Origin of the sequence: Streptomyces sp. NPDC002888 (assembly GCF_042888465.1) — a bacterium.
Taxonomy (GTDB): Bacteria; Actinomycetota; Actinomycetes; order Streptomycetales; family Streptomycetaceae; genus Streptomyces.
The window spans coordinates 38,253-62,427 of the sequence record NZ_JBIAPU010000044.1 but is presented as its reverse complement, the minus strand read 5'-3'; the positions used below and the strand labels follow the sequence as shown (position 1 = coordinate 62,427).

22 protein-coding genes are annotated in these 24,175 nt (G+C 69.5%); 16 read left to right on the top strand and 6 right to left on the bottom strand.

Features of this window, described 5'->3' with window-relative positions; all coding sequences use genetic code 11:
* The 3 genes from ACFYWX_RS44555 to ACFYWX_RS44545 all read right to left on the bottom strand — a co-directional run bounded on the left by ACFYWX_RS44555 (position 1) and on the right by ACFYWX_RS44545 (position 2,973).
* A complete protein-coding gene (locus ACFYWX_RS44555; RefSeq protein WP_389431123.1) occupies positions 1-981 on the bottom strand; it encodes an aldo/keto reductase in 981 nt (326 codons plus the stop codon).
* 584 nt (positions 982-1,565) lie between these two features.
* Complete coding sequence (locus tag ACFYWX_RS44550) at positions 1,566-2,048, bottom strand: nitroreductase family deazaflavin-dependent oxidoreductase (RefSeq protein ID WP_389431122.1); 483 nt, start codon at positions 2,046-2,048, stop codon at positions 1,566-1,568.
* Between the two features lie 79 nt (positions 2,049-2,127).
* Positions 2,128-2,973 (bottom strand): SDR family oxidoreductase, encoded by an 846-nt coding sequence (locus ACFYWX_RS44545; protein WP_389431121.1) that lies wholly within the window; start codon positions 2,971-2,973, stop codon positions 2,128-2,130.
* Positions 2,974-3,196: 223 nt separating this feature from the next.
* Here ACFYWX_RS44545 and ACFYWX_RS44540 point away from each other — a divergent pair, with 223 nt between their 5' ends.
* On the top strand, positions 3,197-4,156 hold the full coding sequence (locus tag ACFYWX_RS44540; RefSeq protein WP_389431119.1) for a helix-turn-helix domain-containing protein: 960 nt from the start codon (positions 3,197-3,199) through the stop codon (positions 4,154-4,156).
* A 471-nt stretch (positions 4,157-4,627) separates the two neighbouring features.
* Here ACFYWX_RS44540 and ACFYWX_RS44535 read toward each other — a convergent pair whose 3' ends face one another.
* On the bottom strand, positions 4,628-5,065 hold the full coding sequence (locus tag ACFYWX_RS44535) for a contact-dependent growth inhibition system immunity protein (RefSeq protein ID WP_389431118.1): 438 nt from the start codon (positions 5,063-5,065) through the stop codon (positions 4,628-4,630).
* Between the two features lie 66 nt (positions 5,066-5,131).
* Complete coding sequence (locus tag ACFYWX_RS44530; RefSeq protein WP_389431117.1) at positions 5,132-5,710, bottom strand: TetR/AcrR family transcriptional regulator; 579 nt, start codon at positions 5,708-5,710, stop codon at positions 5,132-5,134.
* Between the two features lie 236 nt (positions 5,711-5,946).
* Between ACFYWX_RS44530 and ACFYWX_RS44525 the strand changes: the two genes are divergently transcribed.
* From ACFYWX_RS44525 to ACFYWX_RS44515, 3 genes are all read left to right on the top strand, one after another.
* Positions 5,947-6,957: an alpha/beta fold hydrolase gene (locus ACFYWX_RS44525; RefSeq protein WP_389431116.1), complete on the top strand. Its 1,011-nt coding sequence runs from the start codon at positions 5,947-5,949 to the stop codon at positions 6,955-6,957.
* Positions 6,958-7,091: 134 nt separating this feature from the next.
* Positions 7,092-8,381: an MFS transporter gene (locus tag ACFYWX_RS44520; protein WP_389431115.1), complete on the top strand. Its 1,290-nt coding sequence runs from the start codon at positions 7,092-7,094 to the stop codon at positions 8,379-8,381.
* On the top strand, positions 8,378-9,346 hold the full coding sequence (locus ACFYWX_RS44515) for an LLM class flavin-dependent oxidoreductase (protein WP_389431114.1): 969 nt from the start codon (positions 8,378-8,380) through the stop codon (positions 9,344-9,346). The genes ACFYWX_RS44520 and ACFYWX_RS44515 overlap by 4 nt, the downstream gene beginning before the upstream one ends.
* Before the next feature lie 972 nt (positions 9,347-10,318).
* On the opposite strand, the gene ACFYWX_RS44510 is transcribed toward ACFYWX_RS44515, so the two are convergent.
* Positions 10,319-11,104 carry a type 1 glutamine amidotransferase domain-containing protein gene (locus tag ACFYWX_RS44510; protein WP_389431113.1) on the bottom strand — a complete coding sequence of 262 codons (786 nt, stop codon included), beginning with the start codon at positions 11,102-11,104 and terminating at the stop codon, positions 10,319-10,321.
* 928 nt (positions 11,105-12,032) lie between these two features.
* On the opposite strand from ACFYWX_RS44510, the gene ACFYWX_RS44505 reads away from it, so the two are divergent.
* The 12 genes from ACFYWX_RS44505 (at position 12,033) to ACFYWX_RS44450 (ending at position 24,157) form a co-directional block, all read left to right on the top strand.
* Positions 12,033-12,851, top strand: a complete 819-nt coding sequence (locus tag ACFYWX_RS44505; protein ID WP_389431112.1) for an oxidoreductase — start codon at positions 12,033-12,035, stop codon at positions 12,849-12,851.
* A 53-nt stretch (positions 12,852-12,904) separates the two neighbouring features.
* Positions 12,905-13,756: an alpha/beta fold hydrolase gene (locus tag ACFYWX_RS44500; RefSeq protein ID WP_389431111.1), complete on the top strand. Its 852-nt coding sequence runs from the start codon at positions 12,905-12,907 to the stop codon at positions 13,754-13,756.
* A 32-nt stretch (positions 13,757-13,788) separates the two neighbouring features.
* Positions 13,789-14,943 carry a low temperature requirement protein A gene (locus ACFYWX_RS44495; protein ID WP_389431110.1) on the top strand — a complete coding sequence of 385 codons (1,155 nt, stop codon included), beginning with the start codon at positions 13,789-13,791 and terminating at the stop codon, positions 14,941-14,943.
* A 116-nt stretch (positions 14,944-15,059) separates the two neighbouring features.
* Complete coding sequence (locus ACFYWX_RS44490; RefSeq protein WP_389431109.1) at positions 15,060-15,719, top strand: response regulator; 660 nt, start codon at positions 15,060-15,062, stop codon at positions 15,717-15,719.
* A 57-nt stretch (positions 15,720-15,776) separates the two neighbouring features.
* Entirely contained in the window at positions 15,777-16,316 is a 540-nt protein-coding gene (locus tag ACFYWX_RS44485; RefSeq protein ID WP_389431108.1) for a class I SAM-dependent methyltransferase, read from the top strand.
* Positions 16,317-16,393: 77 nt separating this feature from the next.
* Positions 16,394-17,227, top strand: a complete 834-nt coding sequence (locus ACFYWX_RS44480) for an enoyl-CoA hydratase/isomerase family protein (protein WP_389431107.1) — start codon at positions 16,394-16,396, stop codon at positions 17,225-17,227.
* Positions 17,228-17,280: 53 nt separating this feature from the next.
* Positions 17,281-18,855 (top strand): MFS transporter, encoded by a 1,575-nt coding sequence (locus tag ACFYWX_RS44475; protein ID WP_389431105.1) that lies wholly within the window; start codon positions 17,281-17,283, stop codon positions 18,853-18,855.
* Positions 18,852-19,409, top strand: coding sequence for a PaaI family thioesterase (locus ACFYWX_RS44470; protein ID WP_389431104.1), 558 nt, complete (start codon positions 18,852-18,854; stop codon positions 19,407-19,409). The genes ACFYWX_RS44475 and ACFYWX_RS44470 overlap by 4 nt, the downstream gene beginning before the upstream one ends.
* 89 nt (positions 19,410-19,498) lie before the next feature.
* The gene (locus ACFYWX_RS44465; protein ID WP_389431103.1) at positions 19,499-20,197 is read left to right on the top strand and encodes an SDR family oxidoreductase; all 699 of its coding nucleotides are present in this window, start codon (positions 19,499-19,501) and stop codon (positions 20,195-20,197) included.
* 100 nt (positions 20,198-20,297) lie between these two features.
* Positions 20,298-20,972 carry a (2Fe-2S)-binding protein gene (locus ACFYWX_RS44460; RefSeq protein WP_389431102.1) on the top strand — a complete coding sequence of 225 codons (675 nt, stop codon included), beginning with the start codon at positions 20,298-20,300 and terminating at the stop codon, positions 20,970-20,972.
* A gap of 12 nt (positions 20,973-20,984) precedes the next feature.
* A complete protein-coding gene (locus ACFYWX_RS44455) occupies positions 20,985-21,965 on the top strand; it encodes an FAD binding domain-containing protein (RefSeq protein WP_389431100.1) in 981 nt (326 codons plus the stop codon).
* A complete protein-coding gene (locus ACFYWX_RS44450; RefSeq protein ID WP_389431099.1) occupies positions 21,962-24,157 on the top strand; it encodes a xanthine dehydrogenase family protein molybdopterin-binding subunit in 2,196 nt (731 codons plus the stop codon). Before ACFYWX_RS44455 ends, ACFYWX_RS44450 begins: the two co-directional genes overlap by 4 nt.
* Positions 24,158-24,175: the final 18 nt, after the last annotated feature.

Here is a 24,175-nt window from a genome sequence, read left to right as displayed (position 1 = left end):
TCACCGGTCGATGGTGGCCATGTTCGCCTCGTCGTGACGCTCGCCCGCGGCCGGCGTGAGGTTGTTGAGGCGGTCCAGCTGAGCGGCGCTGAGTTCGATGCCGTCAGCGGCGGTGTTCTCCTCGACGCGCGAGACCCGCCGGGTTCCGGGGATCGGGGCGATGTCGTCGCCGCGGGTCAGCAGCCACGCCAGCGCGGTCTGTGCCGGGGTGGCGCCGATCTCGGCGCCGATGGCCCGGACTTCGTCGACGATGCGCAGGTTGCGCTGGAAGTTCTCGCCGATGAAGCGCGGGTTGGTCTTGCGCCAGTCGTCGTCGGCGAAGTCGTCGACGGTGCGGATCTGCCCGGTCAGCAGGCCGTGGCCGAGCGGCGAGTAGGGAACGAACCCGATGCCGAGCTCGCGCAGCAGCGGGAGGATCTCGGCCTCGACGTCACGGGTCCACAGCGAGTATTCGGTCTGCAACGCGGCCACCGGATGCACGGCGTGTGCCCGGCGGATCGTCTCAGGACCGGCTTCCGAGAGGCCGATGTGGCGCACCTTGCCCTCGGCGACCAGCTCCGCCAGCGCGCCGACGGTCTCCTCGATGGGCGTGTTCGGGTCGACGCGGTGCTGGTAGTAGAGGTCGATGTGGTCGGTGCCGAGCCGCAGGAGCGAGCCCTCGACCGCGGCCTTCACGTTGCCGGCGCTGCTGTCGATCACGCCGGGACCGTCGCCGGCGTGGGAGACGAGACCGAATTTGGTCGCCACGACGACGTCATCGCGGCGGCCCCTGATGGCCTTACCGACGATTTCCTCGCTGTGGAAGGGGCCGTAGATCTCGGCGGTGTCGATGTGAGTGACCCCAAGCTCCAGCGCCCGGTGGATGGTGCGGATCGACTCGGCGTCGTCGAGCCCTCCGCCCGTGGTGTACATGCCGGCCATGGTCATGGCTCCCAGGCCGATGCGGGAGACATCGAGCCCGCCCAGTGTCACGTGCTTCATCAGGTACTCCTAGTCGTGACGGCCGTCAGGCCGGTCGGTGGTCATGATCAGTGAGGTGCGCAACCAGCTGGCGGACTGTGCTCGGGTGGTCCGCGCGCTGCTGGCACGGCTGCCGTTGCCCGGCTAGTGCCCCGACAGGCAACGTTCGCCCCGTCGCGACACCCGGCACGCCCTCTCGCCGCACCGGCCGAAAACCCAAGTACATCCAGTACGAGGGCTTCCGGCCGGCACGCCGAGAGCACGCTCCCCCACTCTCGGCTTCGCTCGAGCGGGAGGGACCCCCACGACGCCGCTCCTTGACGGGCAAACGTTGCCTGCCGGGGCACTAGCGGGTCAGCTGCCGAAGGTCCACCCGGAAGCGGCTTCCGGCTCGGCCGGGGGTGCGGGGCGTCCTGCCCAGCTGTGGGGTTCGTCGCAGGCCGGCGCCGACGACATCAAGACCGTGGTCGCCGGTAATGCGCTTCCTCCAGGCGGCCCGGGCCGTCCGTGGGGGATTCGAGCCGGCCGCTGTCAGGAGGGGTCTGACGCCGGTGTTGCCAAGGACTGGCGGCGGGGGATCCGCGGGCGGAGCCCGCTGCGCCGCGTCAGTGCTCCTGGGCCGCCGGCTCCAGAACGAGGACCGGAATCTCACGGTCCGTGTCCTTCTGGTACTCGGCGTAGGTCGGGAACGCCTCGACGGCTCGGGCCCACCACAGCGCCTTCTCGTCCCCGCTCACCTCGCGTGCCAGCATGTCTTGGCGCACCGGGCCGTCCTGAAGCTCGACTCGGGGGTCGGCCACCGCGTTGAGGTACCAGACCGGGTGCTTGGGGGCCCCTCCCGCGGAGGCGACCACGGCGTAGGAGCCGTCGTGCTCCACCCGAATGACCGGGGACTTGCGAATCTTGCCGCTCTTCGCGCCCAGGGTCGTCAGGATGACGACGGGCACGTCCCGGAGCTTCTCGTCTTCTTCACGTGTGACCAGGACGCCCAGCGTCGTTCCTTGCGTACCACCGGAGCTCTCGTACAACTCCACATGGTCACGTACGAACTGCGCCTTGCTCGGCTCGTACTCGCCTTTGAGTGGCATGTCGCCTCTCTCCATGCTGTCGAAAATGCACCCGGTAGCGGTCCTCCGCCTCGGCCCGGGTGCCGGGCGGGCGTATGGCTCAGGCGTGGGCGTCCTCGTAGGCCAGGCTGCCGCCCAGCTCGCGGGACGCCTCGGCCTGGGCGAGGAGCTCCTTTGCCTTGGCCTGGGCGGCCTCGATGGCGTCCGCACCGGCAACGAAACGCTGCAGCGGCTTGTCCTGGTCGACGATGGCCAGCAGGGCGCGGGCGAGCTTGGCGGGGTCGCCGGGCTGCCGGCCGTTCATGCTCTTCATGCCCTCGATCCTCGGAGCGGTCCGCGGGGCGTAGTCGTCGATCGACAGCTCGGGCCAGGTAGTGGAGCCGTCCACAAGGAGTTCGGTGCGGAAGTAGCCAGGCTCCACGACCGTGGTGTGGATGTTGTACGGCTCGACGTCGTAGCGCAGGGACTCCATCCAGCCCTCTTCCGCGAACTTGGAGGCGGCATAGGCGGAGGTGAACTCCATGCCGACCAGTCCGGCCGTCGAGGTGATGGTGATGACGTGGCCGGCGCGCTGCTTGCGCAGGATCGGCAGGACGGCGCGGGTGACGTTCATCGGGCCGAAGAGGTTCGTCTCGAACTGCCGGCGCATCTGCGAGGGCGAGATCTCCTCGAAATAGCCGGTGAAGAGGTTCCCGGCGTTGTTGATCAGTACGTCGATGCGGCCGAAGCGGTCGACGGCGGCCTGCGCGGCGGCCTCGGCGTCCTCGATGCTGGTGACGTCCAGCGTTGTGACCAGCAGGTTGTCCTGCGGCCCGCCGAGGGTCTTATCGACCTCCTCGGGGCGGCGGCCGGTGGCGACGACCTGGTGGCCGGCGGCGAGGGCCTCGCGGACGATGTCCGTGCCCAGACCGCGTCCGGCACCGGTGACGAAAATGACCTTGCTCATGGGGGTCCTGGCTCTTGTCGGGGCGCCGTGGTCGGGCACCCGGTGTGTGCGGGGGCGTGCGGCCCGCCCGGCGGCACGAGCGCCGCCGTATCCGGGCCGTTCACACCGTCGTGGGCGGTGCACCACCAACAGAACCGGTTGTCACGGGAGTGTGGGAGTCCCTGATGAGGGGGTCACTGACAGGGACCCCCAACCCGGCGGATGCGCTCGTAGAGTGAAACGCATGGCAGGCAGAAACGACCCCAACGGCACCAACCGCGACATCCGCGATGATTTCCGCGCGGAGATCCGGGAATTCCTCGGCACGCGACGGGCCAGGGTCACCCCTGAACAGGCCGGACTGCCCCTGTACGGCGGAGAGCGCCGACGGGTCACCGGGCTGCGCCGTGAGGAGGTCGCCCTGCTGGCAGGCATCTCCAGCGAGTACTACACCCGGCTGGAGCGCGGCAATGCCACCGGAGTCTCCGAGAGTGTCATCGAGGGCATCGCACAGGCACTGCAGCTCGACGAAGCCGAACGAATCCACCTGCTCGACCTTCTGCGCGGCGCCGGCACGACCCGTCCGCCACGCCGCCGACCGGCCCAGCAGCGTGTGCGGCCCGCGGTGCAGCGCGTGTTGGACTCGATGGCCGGCACACCCGCGTTCGTGCTCAGCGGACGCGGGGACATACTGGCCGCCAACCACCTGGGGCGCGCCCTGTTCTCCCCCGTCTACGCCGACCCGGTACGGCCGCCGAACAACGCCCGGTTCGTCTTCCTCAGCCCGCACGCGAGCGAGTTCTTCCGTCACTGGGACGAAGTCGCGGGCGACACGGTCGCCATGCTGCGCGCCGAGGCCGGCCGCGATCTCTACGATCGGCGGCTGACGGACCTGATCGGGGAACTGTCCACCCGCAGCGAGGAATTCCGTCGCCGCTGGGCCGCCCACAACGTCCGCATGCACACCACCGGCGTGAAGCTCCTCCACCACCCGGTCGTCGGCGACCTCGACCTGCCCTTCGAAACCTTCCCACTCCCCGACGGCCCCAGCCAGTTCCTCCTCACCTACACCGCCGAGCCCCACTCACCCTCGCAGGACGCCCTCAACCTGCTGGCCAGCTGGGCCGCGACCAACGACGACGCCGAGCGGTCCGCGCCTGCCAACGACTCCCAGCCCGCCGACTCGGGCGAGACACCCGACTGACCGACGAGCCACGCGAGTCGATCCGCGAAGTCGTCAACGACTCTGATGTAGCGGCACGGTCCGCCGTGTTCCGTGTCGGCCTCGTTTTCGAGACCGTCACGGAAGACCGCAGCGAATGGTCGCCACCGGGCTGAATTCAACCCCGCGTCACCAACCACTTATATCGAATCGCATTTCCCCAGGTCAGCGACATGGTGGAGTTCATACACTGAAGCGGAACTCCACCACGTCTCCGTCCTGCATGACGTAGCCCCTGCCCCTCATCCGCACCTCCCCCGGCGGGTCTCGGCCACGAGCCAGCCTCACCAGGTCGCGCAGAAGCCCCGTATCCCGGCTGAGCCTTGCCGTCTCACGGAAGCCCCTGTAGCGGGGCCTGCATGAAGGCGGACCACGTCGTGCCACGAGGGCCGAAACGGCATCATGTCCCGGCTGACCGCAGCGTTTGGCACCGGGTGACGTGTGGCGCCTCGGTCAGCTGTCAGAGCAGAACTCCGTCTCGGGCCGTGCGACGAAGCGGGCGAGATCCTCGGCGGCACCGCGGGGCAGGTCGGCGACCATCGCCTCCGGCAATGTCGTGATCACGGCCCGCAGCCGCGCGCCGAGCTCCAGCAGCAAGGCCCAGGCCGAAGCAGGGGCATTGACGGCAGCGAGGAGCAGGTCCCCCTCGTAGAAGCATGCGTCGAGCAGCGGCTCCTCGATCAGCAAGCGCGCGGCGAGTGGAAGGACGTAGGGCGATGCCACCTGCTGTGACAGGAGAGTGCGCAGATCCGCCGCACTGAGTTCACCCAGGGGCACCCGCCGCAACTCATGCACTGTGCGCACCAAGTGGGTCGCGTCAGCGGCAGGAGGCGCCCACCGGGGCGGGTCCAGCTCGTCGAGCGTGCGGTCAAGGTGCAGCAGACGGTCCATGAGTCCCATGTTCACCGGAACAGGAAAGGACTCTCTGGATTCCGCGTTACGTCGAGCCGCTGCGACTCAGCCGCGTGGCCCCGCGCCGTGCAGGAGGGTGTCGATGACGAGCGTGGCCAGTGCGTCCGGGTCCTGTGCGGCAGGGTCCTGCTCGGCTCCGGGCCTGTTGATGGCTTCGCTGAGGAGGGCGTAGTACACCTGTCGCGTCCAGTCCAGGTCGGCGTCCGGGGCGAGCAGCCCCTCGCGCTGTGCCCGGTTCAGGAGTTCGACGGTGTGTGCGTTGATCTCGTCCCAGAGGGCGGCTGCGGCGGGGGTGTGAGCCGTGGCGTGGCTGAGGGTGAAGCGCCAGGTGCTCTTGACCCGCAGGACGTTCGCCGTCACCCGGTGCAGCGCCACGAGTGCGGGAGCGGCGTCCGGCCGGGCTTCCTCGATGGCGTCGACGAGCTGCTGCTTCGCGGAGACAGCGAGCGCCTCCAGCAGCGCCTGCCGGTTCGCGAACCGGCGGTGAACGGTGATCCTGGTCAGCCCCGCCGCCTCGGCGACCTGCTCCATGGAGGCGCCGGCATCCTGGGCGAAGACCCGCTCGGCCGCCTCCAGAATCGCGCGCACACTGCGCTCGGCATCTGCCCGCAGTGCTCGGCCCATGTCTGTCTCCTGTCTGGTTCGCTACCCGGTCCCTTGTAGAGGATACGTGAACGCTACGAGTATCTCGTTAATTGATGCTCTAGTGTTGCAACTCTAGAAATAATTGATACTTTAGTGACACCAATAAGAGATCGCGTGCCGCATCGACGGATGCAGACATCTGCGCGACCGCCGCTTACGACCGGCATCCCGCCCCCTGCCGGAGAAGACCTCCGACCCCGATCCAAGGAATTGGCATGCCCACAACGAAGCTACGTACCCGTATCTCCCGACGCACCGCAGTGGCGATGGCCACCATGTCGGTCGTCGCCGCTGTCGCCGGCGCCGCGCCGAGTGTGGCAACCGCGGTGAACGACAGCTCGAGCGTCGCCCGTCATGCGGTCACTCAGACGCAGAACACCCAGAGCGCCGCCACCGCCCCCAACCTGCGCGTCAAGGCCGCCAATGGCATCACCTACCAGTACCGCCGCTTCGGCAACACCAGCCCCGGCAGCGTTCCCCTGGTCTTCCTCCAGCACTACCGCGGCACCCTCGACAACTGGGACCCCAAGCTCATCGACACCATCGCCGCCAAGCGCGAGGTCATCCTCGTGGACAACGTCGGCGTCGGCGGCTCCACCGGCACTACGCCCAGCACCATCCAGCAGATGAGCCTGGACGCCATCGACTTCATCGACGCCCTCAAGCTGCCCCGCTACGACCTGTTCGGCTTCTCCCTGGGCGGCCAGGTGGCTCAGGAGGTCGCCCTGCGCCGTCCCTGGCAGGTCCGTCGCGTCGTCCTGGCCGGCACCGGCCCGCAGGGCGGGGTCGACCAGAGGGCGTCCGACCCCAAGGTGCTGGCGAGCGCGCTGGCGGACAACCCCGGCCCTGCCGACTTCCTCTTCCTGTTCTTCAAGAACACCGCATCCAGCCAGGCCGCGGGAACCGAGTTCCTGCAGCGCCTCGGCCAGCGCACCACCGACCACGACGCCCCCGCGAGCCTCGCGACCCGCGACGCGCAGCTCACCGCGATGTCCGAGTGGGGCATCCCCGACAAGTCCAAGCTGGTGCGGCTCAACGCCCTCTTCCAGCCCACCCTGGTCGCCGACGGGGACAGCGACATCCTGATGCCCCCCAAGAACTCCCACCTGCTGGCCAAGTACCTCCCCAACGCCCAGCTCAGCATCTACCCGAACTCAGGCCACGGCTTCCTCTTCCAGCACGCCGTGAAGTTCGGCAAGCAGGTGAACGTCTTCCTCGACCGCTGATCGCGTCTCCGCCGAGACACGGTCACCGCCCGTCTGCCTCCTCTTGTCGATCGCTTGCCGAATGTGCAGACACTCGGCAAGCGATCCGGCATAGAGCCTTCCGGACCGTCTTCCGAACTCAGCGGAGCTCCCCCTTGACAGACCGCGCCGTACGCCGACGCCGTCGAGCTTTGTTCCTCTTGTTCTTTCTTCCAGGCATCGCCATGTCGTCCTGGGTCACGCGCACCCCGGATGTCCGCGATCAACTGGGCCTGTCCACCGGGCAGATGGGTCTGGTCCTGTTCGGTCTGTCCATCGGTTCCATGATCGGCATCCTGTGCTCCGGCCGTTTCGTGTCCCGGTTCGGCACCCGGCCGGTCATCGCACTCGGGACTGCCCTGATCATCGCGGGCACGGTCGTCATCGGTCTGGGCAGCGCCGTGCCGTCGGCGCCCCTGGTCACCGCGGGACTGTGCCTGTTCGGCGCGGGCATGGGCGGGGGCGAAGTAGCGATCAACGTGGACGGCGCCGACGTGGAGCGCATCACCGGGACCGCGGTGCTGCCCACGCTGCACGGCTGCTTCAGCCTGGGCACGGTCATCGGGGGTTCGGCCGGAATGGCGGCCATCGCCGCCGCAGTACCCGCCCACTGGCATCTGACCGTGATCGCCCTGGTCGCCACAGGGATGCTGGTCCACGCCCTGCGTGCTGTTCCCGCCGGTACCGGCATCAGCGCCGCACCGTCGATGCCGGGGCCGGGCCCGGGTCCGGCGCGACGATCCAAGCCGCAGGTGTGGAAGGACCGGAAGCTGCTGCTGATCGGCGCCATCGTGCTGGCCATGGCGCTGGCCGAGGGCGCCGCCAACGACTGGCTGCCGCTGCTCATGGTCGACGGCCACGGCCTTGACGCCGCGATGGGCTCGCTCGTCTATGTGGGGTTCGCGGCGGCGATGACTCTGGGACGCTTCAGCGGCGGGTTCTTCCTCGGTCGTTTCGGACGGGCCGCTGTCGTGCGCGCGAGCGCCGTCTCCGGCGCCGCCGGACTGCTCCTGGTCATCTTCTCCGACAACGCTGGAGTAGCGGCAACAGCCGTACTCTTCTGGGGACTTGGGTCCTCCCTCGGTTTCCCGGTGGCCCTGTCCGCGGCGGGTGACTCGGGCCCCGACCAGACCGCCCGCGTCTCGCTGGTCGCCATCATCGGCTACGTCGCCTTCCTCGTGGGGCCGCCCGCCCTCGGGTTCCTGGGCGACCACTACGGGCTGCGCTCTGCCATGGTGGCGGTTCTGGTGTTCGTCGCATCCGCCATCCTCATCGCTCCCGCCGCCGACACCCATGACCGCACCGCCGACGGCACCCGGGACGGCACCGCCGCCGCGGTGGACACACCCCAGCGCCGGCAGCCCAGCACAGATTCCGCAGAACACCAGCAAGGAGACCGTTCATGAGCCCGCAGGAAACGTCCGGCACGATCGGCGTCCTCCTCCCCCGCGACATCGCCCAGGCCGACCTCATCGCCTTCGCGCAGGAAGCAGACGCCTACGGCTTCGACGAACTGTGGGTCGTCGAAGACCTCGGCTACCGCGGCGGGCTTGTCCAGGCCGCCACCGTGCTGGCCCGCACCCGCCGGATCCGCGTCGGAGTCGGACTTCTGCCCGCCGGGGCCCGCAACGTCGCCTTCGCCGCGATGGAAGCGGCCACTCTCGCCCAGCTCCACCCCGGCCGCCTCGACCTCGCAGTCGGTCACGGCATGCCCGACTGGATGCGCAGCGTCGGATCCTGGCCCGCCAGCCCACTGACGCTGCTGGGCGAGTACATCCACACGCTCAAGACGCTGCTAGCAGGCCGGACGGCAGACACGGACGGCCGTTACATCCGGCTCGACGGACTACGCCTGGACCCGTCGGTGCTGCCCGAGCATGTCCCAGACATCTTCGCCGGCGTTCGCGGCTCCAAGTCGCTCGCCCTCGCCGGTGAAGTGGCCGACGGAACCCTGCTCGCCGAGCCCGTATCGCCCGAGTACGTCCGCCAAGCCCTCACCAGCATCAACCCGCAGCGCCCGCACCGGCTCGCCGCCTACAACATCACCGTCGTCGACGACGACCCGCACGCCGCCCTCTTGGCGGCACGGCCCGCCCTGCAACCCCTGGGCGATCCCGACTGGGCCCCCCACATCGTCCCCCTCGGCTTCCATGACGAGCTCGCCGCACTGCGTCGCACCAGCAAGAGCGCGCGGGACTTCGCTCGGGGGATGCCCGAGGAGTGGGCGGAGCGGCTGGTCCTGGCGGGCACCCCCAGCCAGGTCCGTGCCCGCGTACAGGACCTCTTCGAGTCAGGCGTCACGACCGCCGTCCTCAGTCCGGTCGGCCCCGACTACCGCTCCGCGCTCGCCAACCTGGCCAGAGTCCTCTGACAAGGTCCGCAGGATCTGACGTATGGGGCGGGCGGAATGTTCTCGTTGGCGTCGGCCGGTGCCCACGGGTGAAGATCGTCGGGCTTGTCGGCAGACGCTGACGGGTTCTGCCGCGCCGACGGCTGCGCCGCTCCTGCGATGGGATCCGTCGGACTCAACGACAGCAAACCCCATGCCGACCCGGCAGTGATCACCGGCTCCAGGGGCCGCCCGAAACCGCTCCCTGACACATCGTCAGGCTGGGCCCAACTGGGTTTTTGCCGCCGTGTGGCCGCCGGTCGAGCACGGCTCTGTCCACCTGAAGGATTGGCGCGTCCTCGGCAGGGGCCGCGCCAGCCAGAAGTGGGCGACCGCGTTGGCGAGGGTTCTGCTGGTCCTGACGAACCGAGGCGTCTCTCGCTGTTCGACTGTCTTCGCCGAAGACATCCGCCCGTGATCAGCCCGAGCATCCCGAAACCCTCGCACACCAGGCCGGTGACCTGCACGATGCCCAGTGCCCACTGCGTGAACAAGCCCGGTGATACGGACGGCCCCGGGCAGCCCTGCCCCCGCCGGAGCCGAGCCGGGGGGTGTCGAAGCGCCGGCGTACTTGGCGAGGTCTCGCCCCGCCGCGTCGTTCTGCGGTGCTACAACCGGCCTTGGAAAAGGTTCAGCCCTGGGGTCGAACATGCAGGCGTTGGCGACGCCGATGAGCGCCGCGCCCTTGTAGGCGGGGCAGCGCGCGGTGATGGCCTTCTTGTAGGCGTCGCCGTCGTCGCCGAGCAGTTCACGGCCGGCCGCGATGCAGTCGGTGAGTTCGGCCCAGAGCGCCTGCGGATGGAGGAGATGCTGATGAAGGGGGCGCTGCTCAGCCGGGTGACGAGTTCGACCCACGGTCTGCGGGACCCCGGGCGTAGGCCCGGCCGAGCGTGCCGCCGATGAATCCGGTTCCGATGACCGCAGCGGTCACTGGGTGCCGCCTTGGTTCTGCGGTCAGACGCCGATCGCCGCTATGACGGCCTGGGCGACCTTGCGGCTGGAGTACTGCTGCTGGCCGGTGATCAAGCGCCCGTCTCGGACGGCAAAAGCCTTGAACAGGCCGGCGCCGATGTAGTTCGCACCTCGCTCGCGCAGGGCGTCCTCAACGCGCCAGGGCGTGATCTGAACGCCGGCGGCGCGGTCGATGTAGTCCTCTTCCACGTTCGAGTAGCCAGTCACGGTGCGTCCGGCGACGAGCGCGCTGCCGTCTTCCAAGTCGCAGTCGACCAGGGCGGCGACGCCATGGCAGTAGGCGGCCACCATCTTCTCCGCGTCCCAGAAGGCGCGGATGGTGCGGTGGAGCGACTTGTTGTCGCGGAAGGTGAACATGGGTGACTGTCCGCCCGCGATCAGCACGGCCTCGAACCGGGACAGGTCCAGGGCGTCGAGCGAAGGGGTTTCCTCGAGCAGAGCCGTGAGTTCGGGAGTGTTGAGGAAACCCATGGTGATCAGGTCCTCCGCGGACCAGCGGGACGGGTCCCGGGGGTCGGACAGGGCATCCATCTCGACCCTCCCACCCTGCGGGGAGGCGATGGTGACCCGGAAACCGGCTTCGGTCAGCTCGTAGTACGGGTGCGTCAGTTCGGCGCCCCAGAAGCCGACCGGCCAGTTGTTGTTGCTGCTCACGGTGGGATTGGCCACCACGATGAGGATCTCGCGGACGCGGTCGGTGCGGGAGTCGGTGCGCATGCGGTGGTCGGACGAGGTGGTTGAGACCTCGGTCGAAGTGGTGTCGGACATCGCGGGACCTCCAGAAATGAGAACTTCTTGACTGCCTGCTTGGTATCGAGCACGCTCCTGGCGCCTCCCAATCAGTTTCGTCAACGTATCAGGTTGCTCAGTAACAGCAACAGTGAAGCATCAATTAGTCGGCTATCCGTAGCGTCATCGCATCTTCTAAGGGGCGCCAAGGGACGGACCGGCACTGTCGGGCACGGATCCTTCCGAGGCGCCGACAACTCGATGACACGGACCCCCGGACAGCAGGGCCGAGCTCCAACAACATGCCAGGGCGGGCGGACATGCGGGCCGCCGGCGCCATGGCGGCCAGGACGACGTGCCGACGGGCCAGGGGCAGGCGCACGCCGACCGGCCTGCGGCAGGGCGGGCAGTCAACGTCACGTCGTGAGGGGCTTCCGCCAGGGCGGGGCCAGACCTGTCGACCGGACAGGTCCGGGCCACGAAGGAGGCCACCGCGACCGTCACCCCCGCCTCCCACCCGGGCGGCGGGGCGGGGTGGACGGAACTCCTGATCCCCGCCGCCGCGGCGAACCGGCGCCGAGGCCGCCTCACCCGCCGGCCGACAGAGACGGGGCGACGGTCGACGACTGCGCAGGGCAGGCCGCACCGCCTCGCCCGCACCCCCACGAGTACCCCGCAGATGGAGATCGCCCCGACCGCCGGAGCCCGCTCGCCGCCCACTCAGCCGCAGGTCGGGGAGTACGCGCCACCCCCGGCCGGGCGCCTCGGCGAGACCTCGCCCGCCAGCGTCGGCCCCTCCTTTGACTCCCTACAGGAGATACGTTGACGATACGGATAGCCGACTAATTGATGCTCCACTGTTGCCACTATGAATGAACCTGATACATTGATGAAACCAATCGGAGGTCGCCGGAAGCGATCCCCTTCACGGCGAGGCACACGCGATCTCATGAGTCAGGAGTCCGAAATGGCAACGACAACACGACCGGTAGCCCTCATCACGGGTGCGTCCTCCGGCATCGGAAAGGCAGCCGCGCTCGCGCTGGCCACGGCGGGCTACGACGTGGTCGGCACCAGCCGCAACACCGCGCACGTCACCCCCCTCAAGGGCGTGACCTTCCTCGACCTCGACGTGACCAGCGACGCGTCGGTGACCGCCGCGGTCGGCGAGGTGATCGACCGGTTCGGGCACATCGACGTCCTGGTCAACAACGCCGGTATCGGCTCGGCGGGCGCCGCCGAGGAGAGCTCCGCCGCGCAGGCGCAGGCCCTCTTCGACATCAACGTCTTCGGCGTCATCCGGATGACGAACGCCGTCCTGCCGCACATGCGTGCACAGCGCAGCGGACGGATCATCAACATCTCGTCCATCGTCGGGTTCATGCCGCAGCCCTACATGGCGGTCTACGCCGCCTCCAAGCATGCGGTCGAGGGCTACTCGGAGTCCGTCGATCACGAGGTCCGCGAGTACGGCGTGCGGTCCCTGCTCGTCGAACCCGCCTGGACGAACACCGCGTTCGACGCGGCCAGCGTGCGGCCCGACCAGCCCCTGGACATCTACGCCGAGCAGCGTCACGTCTTCGAGGAGTACATGGCCGGCGCGGTCAAGGACGGCGACGACCCCGCCGTCGTGGCCAAGGAGATCGTCGCGGCGGCCACGGACGCCAAGCCGAAGCTGCGCTACACCGCCGGCGCCATGACCGGACGGGTTCGCACCATGCGCCGCATGGTCCCTTCCCGCATCTTCGACCAGCAGCTGCGCAAGCTCAACCACCTGCCCGCCTGACCCGGCCCCACCAGATCCCCACGCGACACAGCGACAGGAAAGCGAAGCCCGCCATGAGCACCTATCTGGCAGACGCGGCCGAGGACCTCACCGTGGAAGGTCCCTCCGCGACGTTCACCTACCGGCGCATGGGCCCGCGGGGCGGCATCCCGCTGGTCCTGTTGAACCGGGTCCGCGGGACCCTCGACTGGTGGGACCCGGAGTTCCTGGACCACCTCGCCGCCGGCCATGACGTGATCGTGTTCGACAACGTCGGCACCGGTTACACCACCGGCACCCCGCGGGACTCGGTCGAGGGTCTGGCCGACGGCGCCGTCGAGTTCATCGAGGCTCTCGGTCTGCCGCAGGTGGACCTGCTGGGCTGGACGCTGGGGGGCACCGTCGCCCAGCACATCACCCGCATACGGCCCGACCTCGTGCGCAGGCTGGTCGTGGCGGCCGCCAATCCGGGCGGGCAGGTGCCCGGCGCGCCAGACCCGAACCCGAAGGTCGGGGCCACCATGACCAAGCCCGAGGTCACCGGGGACGACCTGGTGTTCCTGTTCTTCCCCGAGACGGACACCGGCCGCGCCGCCGGGTACGAGCATCTCGCCAGGGTGGCCACCCGGCTGGTTACCGGACGCCCGGACGTGTCCGAGGCGGCGGCCATGGGCCAGATCGCAGCGATCCAGAAGGACGCGTCGATCCCCTTCGAGCAGGTGCGCGCGGACCTGGCAAGCATCCGGCAGCCCGTTCTGTACGCCACCGGCATGCAGGACGCGATGATCCCCGCCCTGGCCTCCTACACCGCCGTCCAGCACCTCCCCGACGCCACCCTCGTCGCCTACAGCGACGCCGGGCACGCTTTCCTCTTCCAGCACGCCAAGGAATTCGCCCGCCAGGTGAGCGCCTTTCTCGCCGACTGACCGTTCACACGGACACCCCGAGGAGAGCCATCGTGCAGTTGACCAGCGACCCGGCGCGCCGGGAGGTCACGCCGCTGGAGCTGTTCTTCGACCTGGTCTACGTCTTCGCGATCGGCCAGCTGTCGCACCGGCTCCTCGTACACCCCACCTGGACCGGCGCCGCCCAGGCGCTCGTGCTCTACCTCGCCGTCTACGCGGCGTGGGCGTACACCACCTGGGCGGTCACCCTCGTCCCGGCCGAGAACCCGCGGACCAGGCGGATGCTGCTGGGGGTCATGCTCGCGGGGCTGTTCATGAACGCCGCGATCCCACGAGCCTTCGGCGACGCCGGCTGGGTCTTCGTCGCCACCTTCCTGCTGATTCACATCGGCCGGACCGTGTGGCTGCTGACCGTGGGCCTCGACCGGGTCAACCAGGAGCACTTCATCCGCGTCCTGGTCTGGTTCGTCGCGGCCGCACCCCTGTGGCTGACCGGCGCGGCGGTCGATGGCGATGCCCGGCTGACCTGGTGGGCCGCGGCGGTCCTGGTCGAGCTGGTCGGCACCTGGGCGGCGCATCCGCTGCCCGGCCGCAGGCTGGACTCGCGCGAGGTCGCCTTCGCCGGTGGCCACCTGCTGGAACGCGGCCGCCTGTTCATGATCATCGCGTTCGGTGAGACGATCATGACCACCGGCACCGCGCTCACCACGGCGCCGTACGAGCCGATGACGCTGCTAACCAGCGGTGTCGCGCTCACCGGCACCATCGCGTTGTTCTGGCTGTTCTTCAGCCGCTCAGAACACGTCGTCCGCCACTACGAGAGGACCGAGGACCCCATCAGGGCCGGGCGCAGCGGCGTCATCAGCCTCATGGCCTCCGTCGCCGGAATCATCGCCGCTGCCGCGGGCGACGAACGGGTCGTCGCCCATCCGGTGGAGCACACAGGCATCACCACGAACCTGCTCCTCTTCGGCGGGCCGGCCCTCTACATCGGCGCGCAGACCTGGCACGGGGCGACCCTGTTCGACGCTCTGAGCCCGGCACGGCTGGTCACGCTGTCCGCCCTGGTCGTCGGATGCGCGGTCACGACGGCGGCACCGGCCTACCTGTCGGCCGTCATCGCGGCCACGATCGTCGTCGCGCTGGCCGTGATCGAAGACCGCCATCAGCCCGGGAGGGAGCGTGCGAAGCCCCTCCCACCACGCTGACCTCCGTCAATGCGCTTACTCACCCACTCACCGACCGACTCACCGGAGCTTTTGATGAACCTCTTCACCCACACCGTCCTCGTCACCGGGGCCGACCGTGGCCTTGGCCGGGCGCCATGACGCAGGCCGGCGTGCTGATCTGTGACGACCAGGAGCTGATGCGGGCCGGCCTGCGCATGGTCGTGGACGACCAGCCGGACCTCACGGTGGTCGGCGAGGCCGGGGACGGCGAGGCGGCAGTGGCGCAGGCGCTCACCCTGCGCCCGGACCTTGTCCTCATGGAGGTACGGCTGCCCTGCCTTGACGGCATCTCGGCCACCGAGCAGCTACGGGCCGCGTTGCCCGGGACGCAGGTACTGGCCCTCACCATGTGCGACCGCGACGAGTACGCCTACGCTGCGCTGCGTGCGGGAGCGAGCGGCTTCCTCGTCAAGGACGCGCCGACCGCCGAACTGCTCGTCGCCATCCGCGGCGTCCTGCGCGGCGACAAGGTCATCGCCCCCTCGGTGACGCGGCGGCTGATCGACCGGTACGTCACCGGTGCCCTCGCTCCGCTCACCGACGCGCGCCTCGACGTGCTCTCCGACCGCGAGCGTGAGGTGCTGAGCCTGGTCGCCCGCGGGCTGAACAACGCGGAGATCGCCGGGAAGCTGTTCCTCGGCGAGACCACGGTCAAAACCCACGTGGCCCGGATCCTCAGCAAACTGCGCCTCCGCGACCGGATTCAGGCCGTCGTCGTGGCCTACGAGAGCGGACTGGTTCGTCCTGGCGGATGACCCCGTCGGGCGGTCGAGATGGTTTGCGACGACACCGACGCTCCCTAGGTTCCGGACATGTCGATCATGCGCGAGTTCCTTCGCCGCCCCCGGCTCACCGGCGCCGTCGCCCCCAGTTCCGCCACACTCGCGCAGGCCATGACCGCCGGCCTGGACCTGGAACGCGCCGACGTCGTGGTGGAGTTGGGGGCCGGCACCGGAGCGATCACCGAGGCGATACGGCAACGGATGGCACCGGGGACACGCCTGATCGCGGTCGAACTCAACCCCGTCTTCGCCCACCGGCTCGCGGACCGGTACCGGGGCAGCACCCTCGAGGTGGTCCACGGTTCCGCCGAGGACCTGTCGGCGCTCGTCCCCCACCCGGTCGACGCCGTCGTATCCGGTCTGCCGTGGACCGTCATGCCGCACGAGCGGCAGCGCCGGATCCTCGACGCGGTGACCGGCGTACTGAACACGAACGGCCGGTTCAGCACCTTCGCCTACGTCCACGCCGCCTGGACTCCCCCGGCCCGCCGGTTCGCCGCCGAGCTGGCTACGCGGTTCTCCACCGTGGAGCGCAGCCCGGCCGTCTGGCCGAATCTCCCGCCGGCGTAGGTGCACCGCACGTTCACGCCGATCCACAGACCACTTCCCACCCCCACCACTCGAACACCTCAGAACCGGAGCACACCATGACGCAGCACAGCATGTTCAGCATCGAGACCGTGACGCCGAAGATCCGCCGGGTCACCTTCACGAATGCGCCCGTGAACGTCGTCGACGCGAACACCGTCGTCCAACTCATCGCCGTGGTCGACGAGTTGAGTCGGGACGAGGCGGTTCAGGTCGTCGTCTTCGACAGCGGCACGCCCGGATACTTCTTCAACCACGCCGATCTCGGTCAGGTGCCCGAACTCCTGGCGCTGAACGCCGCGGACGGAACCCCGACGTGGGTCGAACTCGTCACCCGCCTCAGCGGCGCCCCTTTCATCAGCATCGCTTCCATCCGCGGGCGTACGCGGGGCGGCGGCGACGAGATCACCCTGGCCTTCGACCTGCGCTACGCCAGCCTCGAGGAGGCGGTCTTCTGCCAGCCCGAGGTCGCGATCGGCATCGTCCCGGGCGGTGGCGGCAGCGACCGTCTGGCCCGGCTGCTGGGACGGGACCGCGCGCTCGAAGCGGTCCTCACCAGCGAGGACTACGACGCCGAGCGCGCCGAGAAGTACGGATGGGTGACCCGGGCCGTCCCCGACGCCGAACTCGACGACCTCGTCAACGGTGTCGCGACGCGCATCGCGTCCTTCGACAAGGCGTCCGTCCTGGGCGCCAAGGCACAGATCAACCGGTCGACCCTGCCGCCGGTGGCCGACCTGCGCGCGTCCTGGGCGGAGTTCGCGGACTCGGTCAACTGGCCGGGATTCCAGGCGCGCGTGCCGCAACTGGGCAAGGCCATCGCCGAGGTCGGCCTCGACGAGATCGAGCGGAACCTCGGCTACTACGCCGGCCTCATCAACCAGCAGGCATAGCACCCGGCAGCACCTCACCCCCGCCGAACCCGAAGCGCAAGGACGTCGACACCATGGCTGACATACGGACGGCCCAGCCACGCGCGGTGGCGCAGGCCATGCAGCGCAGGGAACTTCTCACGCTGGTGGCGATGTGCCTGGGCGTGATGATGACGTTCCTGCTCATCACCGCCACCATCTCGGCGCTGTCTGCGCTCCAGGCCGATCTGCACGTCAGCCCGAGCGCGCTGATCTGGATTCCCAGCGCGTACACGCTGGTCGTGGCCAGTCTGGTGCTGTCGGCCGGCACGCTGGGCAACCTCTACGGCCGCAAGCGGATGTTCTGCGTCGGCGTGGTGGTCATGATCGCCGGAGGGCTGCTCGCCGCGACCGCCGACACCACCGCCACGGTGATCATCGCACAGCTGGTCTCCGGCCTCGGCGGTGCGCTGATCCTGCCCAACAGCCTGGCCATCCTCGGTGCGACCTTCACCGACCCGCACCGGCGGACCGAGGTGATCACCGTCTGGGCGGCGTCCTCGGGCATCGGCCTGGCCGTCGGCCCGCTGCTCGCCGGTGTCCTGCTCGACCACTCCAGCTGGCACGCGGTGTTCGTGTCGAACCCCGTCCTGGGGGTGATCACGCTGCTGGTCGCGGTCCCCTTCGCCACGGAGTCCCTGGCCCGCGGCGAACGCCTGGACGTGGCCGGTGCGCTGCTGGGCACGGTGACGATCGCGGGTCTGGTGTACGCGCTCATCCAGGGCGGCCAGGACGGCTACACCGCCACGCCCGTCCTCGTCGCGTGGATCGTGGCGGCGGTCGGCGCGGTGGCGTTCGTCGTCGTCGAACTACGTGTCGCGGCGCCGATGCTCGACGTGCGGCTGTTCGCCTCGCGTTCGTTCAGCGCGGTGATGGTCATCGCCGCGGTGTCGCTGTTCGGCTTCACCGGCGTGGCCGTCCTCGTCGTGATGTTCTACAACAAGGTCCAGCACCTGAACGCGCTGGACACCAGCTGGCGCATGCTGCCCCTGTTCGGCGTCTACGTCGTCACGGCGTTCCTCACCGGCAGGGTCATCCGCCGTACCGGTTTCAAGGCGCCCCTGACAGTGGGTCTGCTGCTCGGCGCGCTCGCCGTCCTGGGCCTGGCCACGGTCGGCGCGGACACCCCGTACAGCCGGGTCTGGCCGCTGTTCGTCCTGTTCGGTGCCGCGTCCGGCCTGGTCATCGCGCCCAGCACGGCCGCCGCGCTGGTCAGCGTCGCCCCCGAACGCGCGGGCATGGCCTCCGGCGCCGTCAACACCGCCCGGCAGGTCGGCTCGGTCATGGGCACCGCGCTGCTCGGCTCGCTCTTCACCGCCCGCGTCAGCGCGGACCTGCCTCACCAGCTCGCCGCACACGGCGTGCCCGTAGCCGCCCGCGCACCCATCGAGGCGGCCGTCGCCTCCGGGAGCACCGGAACCCGACCACCCGCCGGCGCAGGACGGGCGGCGATCGAGGACGCCTTCACCTCCGGCGTGCACACCGGCCTGGCTGTCGTCGTCGCGGTGTTCTTCGCCGCCGCCGTGCTGGCCCTGACCGCCGTACACAACCGACCGCATCAGAACGGAACGCGCATGCACAGCCCTTCGACCACCCCCACCGCCTCATGAGCGCTGCACCCGCGCCTCAGCACCGCACCTACACCTGGCAGGATCCCCAGCCGACCGCCGAGGCCATCCAGCGGCTGAGCGGCCTGGAGGTACTGCAGGGAATCGGCGACGGAACGCTGCCGACCCCGCCGGCCATGGACACGCTGGCGATCGAACCCGTCGAGGTCGAACCAGGCCGCGTCGTGTTCGAGCTGACCCCCGCCGGCTGGCACTACAACGCACTCGGCACCGTCCACGGCGGCGTCCTCGCGACCCTCGCCGACAACGCGCTGGGCGCCTCCGTCTACACCCGCCTCCCCGCCGGAACCGGCTACACCACGCAGGGCATCAACGTCACGTTCCTGCGCCCTGTCACCATCGACACCGGCCGCATCCGCTGCGAAGGCACCGCCCTCAACGTCGGCCGACGCACCGCCTACGCGACCGCCGCCGTCACCGACCTCACCGGCAGGCTGCTCGCCCACGCCACCACCACGTGCCAGATCTTCCCAGCCGGCCAGCAACCCGCCCGTACCCGTCAACACGACGCCCAGGACATGTCTGCGACTGCCTGACCTTCGGCTGCAACCACGTCCAGGCACGCAGAAGCTTCCCCGATCCGATCAGCAACCCCTTCCCCCACTCAATGCAACAGGGACTTCTCATGGACCTCTCCACCAGCACCGTTCTCGTCACCGGAGCCAACCGCGGCCTCGGCCGCGCCCTCGCCGCAGAGCTGCTCGGCCGCGGCGCCACTGTCTACGCCGGTGCCCGCAACCCCGACCAGGTGGACCTGCCGGGCGTCACGCCGATCGCGCTCGACATCACCGACCCCGCCTCGGTCGCGGCCGCCGCCAAGGCCACAGGTGACGTGACGGTTCTGATCAACAACGCCGGCTCATCCACCGGCACCGGCCTGCTCGCAGGCGACCTGGACAACATCCGCCTGGAGATGGACACCCACTTCTACGGCACCCTCTCGGTGGTCCGCAGTTTCGCGCCCCAAATAGCGGCCAATGGCGGCGGCGCCATCCTGAACATCCTGTCCGCCCTGTCCTGGTTCAGCTTCCCGGAGTCCGGCGCCTACTGCGCCGCGAAATCCGCGCAGTGGTCCCTCACCAACTCTCTGCGCCTCCAACTCGCCGACCGGGGCATCCGGGTGGCCGGCCTGCACGTCGCCTACATGGACACCGACATGACCCGGACGGTCACCGCGCCCAAGTCCGCCCCCGCCGACATCGCCCGCCTCGCCGCCGAGGGCCTCGCCGCCGACGCCTACGAGATCCTCGCGGACGACATCAGCCGCCAGGTCCAGTCCGGACTGTCCGGAGGCGTCAGCGCCCTCTACCCCGAACTGCCCTGACGAGCAGTCACCCAGGAGTCAGCCGAGACCACCGACCGTCCATAGCCGGCCGGTCACCACCGACCTCCGCCCAAACTGTCGCCGAACGAAGAGAGCGGGCATGTCCACCAACCTTCCCGAGTCATACGGTTCTCCCTCTAATCCACCTGATCCACCTGATCCCCCTGAACCCCCAGCCGCCGCCCCGTCCCGCCGCACGTTCATCGCCACGACCAGCGCCGTCGGGGGCGCCGTCGTGGCGGGCGGCCTGTTCGCGGGAGCCCCCTTCGCCACCGAGGAGGCCGCAGCCGCAGTGACCGCCGATGCGCCACCCAGCGGCCGGCTCTCGCTGACCGTCAACGGCGAGCGGCACACCACCGTGATCGACAACCGGACCTCGCTGCTGGACCTGCTGCGCGAACAGTTCGGCCTGCCCGGCACGAAGAAGGGCTGCAACGCCGGTGCCTGCGGCGCATGCACGGTCCTGGTCGACGGGCGGCGGGTCAACTCCTGCTTGACGCTGGCCGTGCGCCTGGACGGTGCCGAGGTCACCACCATCGAGGGCCTGGCCGACGGCGACGAACTGCACCCGATGCAGCGGGCGTTCGTCGAGCAGGACGCCTTCCAGTGCGGGTTCTGCACGCCGGGGCAGATCATGTCCGGCGTCGGCTGTATCGAGGAAGGTCACACCGGCTCGCACGAGGAGATCCGCGAGTGGATGAGCGGCAACATCTGCCGCTGCGGCTGCTACGTGAAGATCGTCCGGGCGGTCGAGCAGACCGCTCGCGGGAAATGAGGCCCGGCCCCCATGTATCCCTTTTCCTTCACCAAGGTCTCCGACACCCGAGGCGCACTCGCGGCAGGCAAGCGCGGCGGCCGGTACATAGCCGGCGGCACCACCCTGGTCGACCTGATGCGTGAGACCGTTGAACGCCCCGACACGCTCGTCGACATCAGTGATCTGCCGCTGCGGGACGTGACCGTCACCGAACGCGGGGGCCTGCGCATCGGCGCCCTGGTGCGGATGGCGGAGGCCGCCGCCCACCCCAAGGTCCGCACCACCTACCCGGTCGTCTCCCAGGCACTGGAACTCAGCGCATCGGCCCAGCTGCGCAACATGGCCACCATCGGCGGCAACATCATGCAGCGCACCCGCTGCACCTACTTCCGCGATGTGACGGCCGCCTGCAACAAGCGCGAGCCCGGCTCCGGTTGTGCGGCGCTCCAGGGCTTCAACCGCACCCACGCGATTCTCGGCACGTCCGACGACTGCGTGGCCACGCACCCCTCCGATGTCGCCGTCGCCTTCGCGGCGCTGGACGCGAGAGTGCACCTGCTGGGCCCGGACGGGGAGCGCAGCGTCCCCTTCGCCGACTTCCTCCTCAAGCCCGGTAGCACCCCGAACCGCGAACAGACCCTGCGCAAGGGCGAGTTGATCACGGCTGTGGAGATCCCGGCCCACCCGCGCCCGCTGAAGTCGGGTTACCTGAAGGTCCGCGACCGGCAGTCGTACGAGTTCGCCCTGACCTCGGCAGCGGTCGCCCTGCACATCCGCGGCGGGGTGATCCGGGAGGCGAAGATCGCTGCCGGAGGCGTCGGCACCGTGCCGTGGAAGCTACCCGCGGTAGAGCGGCACCTGATCGGCGAGCGCCCCTCGAAAGCCCTGTGGGCTCAGGCCGCGGAGCGAGCGGCGGACGGAGCCCGCCCCCTGGAGCACAACCGCTTCAAGGCCGAGCTCCTGAAACGCACCGTCGAGCGCCAGCTGCGCATCGTAGGAGGCACCGCATGAGCCCGCAGCCGCAGGCAGCCGTCGGCGCCCCGCTCACCCGGGTGGACGGCCGGCTGAAGGTCACCGGCAAGGCGCGATACGCCGTCGACCACGACATCGACGGAGCCGTGCACGCCGTCATCGTCGACAGCAGCATCGGCCGGGGGCGTATCACCGGCATCGATACCCGCGCCGCCCTCAACCACGCCGGCGTGCTGAAGGTGATCAGCCACCTCAACGCTCCCAAGCTGCCCTACGGACGCAACCCGCTCCCGGTCGCCCCGCCCGGCGAGCGACTGCACGTCTTCCAGGACGACAAGGTCCACTTCCACGGGCAGCCGGTCGCCGTCGTGGTGGCCACCACGCTGGAAGCCGCCCAGCACGGCGCCAGTCTGGTGAAGGTGACCTGCGACGCCGAGCAGCCCTTGACCGACATGGCCCACGCCCAGGCCGGCGAGCCCCAGACATACGCACGGGGCGACACGGCCAAGGCGCTGGACTCGGCCGCCGTACACATGGAGATGACCTACCACCTCTCCCGCAACAACCACAACGCGATAGAGCCGCACGCCACCACCGCCCGCTGGGACGGCGACAAGCTCACCGTGTGGGACAAGACCCAGTGGGTGTTCGGCACCCAGATAGAACTCGCCACGGTCTTCGGTATCGCGCCGGAGTCGGTGCGTGTCATCTCGCCGTTCGTCGGCGGCGGCTTCGGCAGCGGACTGCGGGCCTGGCCGCACGTCACCATCGCGGCCCTCGCGGCCCGCGAGACGAAACGCCCCGTCAAACTCGCCCTGACCCGCAAACAGCTGTACTTCGGAACGGGCTTCAGGCCCACGTACGAGTATGCGGTGCGCCTGGGCAGCGACCGGCGCGGACGCCTGACCGCCATGTCCCACGACGTGCGCGCCGAAACGTCGAGCTACGAGACGTTCCTGGAGTCCGTCCTGATCCCGGGACAGATGCTGTACAGCATGCCCAACGTCAGCCAGGAGTACCGGACGGTACCGCTGGACGTGCACACCCCGCTGTTCATGCGCGGCCCCGGATACACCACCGCCTCATACGCCATCGAGTCGGCGATGGACGAACTCGCCCACAAGCTGGGCATCGACCCGATCGAGCTGCGGCTGCGCAACGAACCCACGGAGGACGAGTCCAGCGGGCTGCCGTTCTCCACCCGCAGGCTGCGCGAGTGCTACGCCGTCGGCGCCCGCGAGTTCGGCTGGCACCGGCGCAACCCCGGCCCACGCTCCACCCGGGACGGCGACTGGCTGATCGGCACCGGCATGGCGGCCGGCGTTTACGACACCGCACGCAACGGCGCCCAGGCGTCGGTCAGGCTGGACGCCGACGGCACCGCGCTCATCCAGTCCGCAGCCAGCGACATGGGCCCGGGCACCTACACCTCCCAGACCCAGCTCGCCGCGGACGCCCTCGGCCTGCCGATGGGCAAGGTGACGTTCCGCCTCGGCGACTCCCTCATGCCGCCCGCCCCGCCGCACGGCGGCTCCTGGACCATGGCCAGCGTCGGATCGGCCGTCCAGGACGGCTGCGACAAACTGCGCAAGCAGGCCATCACGCTCGCCGTCGAGGACGAGAAGTCACCGCTGCACGGCGTCGACCCCGAAACGGTCGTGGTCCGCGCCGGGCGACTGCACGTGAAGAACAACCCCACACGCGGCGAGACCTACCAGCAACTCCTGGCCCGCAACAAACGCACCCACCTCGACGTGATGGGATCCTTCACCCGGCCCACGGGACCGGAACGGTTCTCCCTGTTCGCCTACGGCGCGGTCTTCGCCGAGGTCGCCGTCGACGCCCGCCTCGGGCTCGTCCGGGTACGGCGGATGCTCGGCGTCTACGACGCGGGCCGCATCATCAGCCCCAAACTCGCCGACAGCCAGGCCCTGGGCGGCATGGTCGGCGGCATCGGCCAGGCCCTGCTGGAGCACACGGTCACCGACCACCGCGACGGCCGGATCGTCAACGCCAACCTCGCCGACTACCTCGTTCCCGTCAACGCCGACATCCCGAAACTGAAGGCCATCTACCTCGACGGCGACGACCGTGAGGCCGACCCCATCGGCGTCAAGGGCCTCGGAGAGATCGTGCAGGTCGGGGTCGCACCCGCCATCGCCAACGCCGTCTTCCACGCCACCGGCCGCCGCATCCGCGAACTGCCCATCACCGCCGAAGCCCTGCTCTGAGCACCAGGGTGCCCCTCC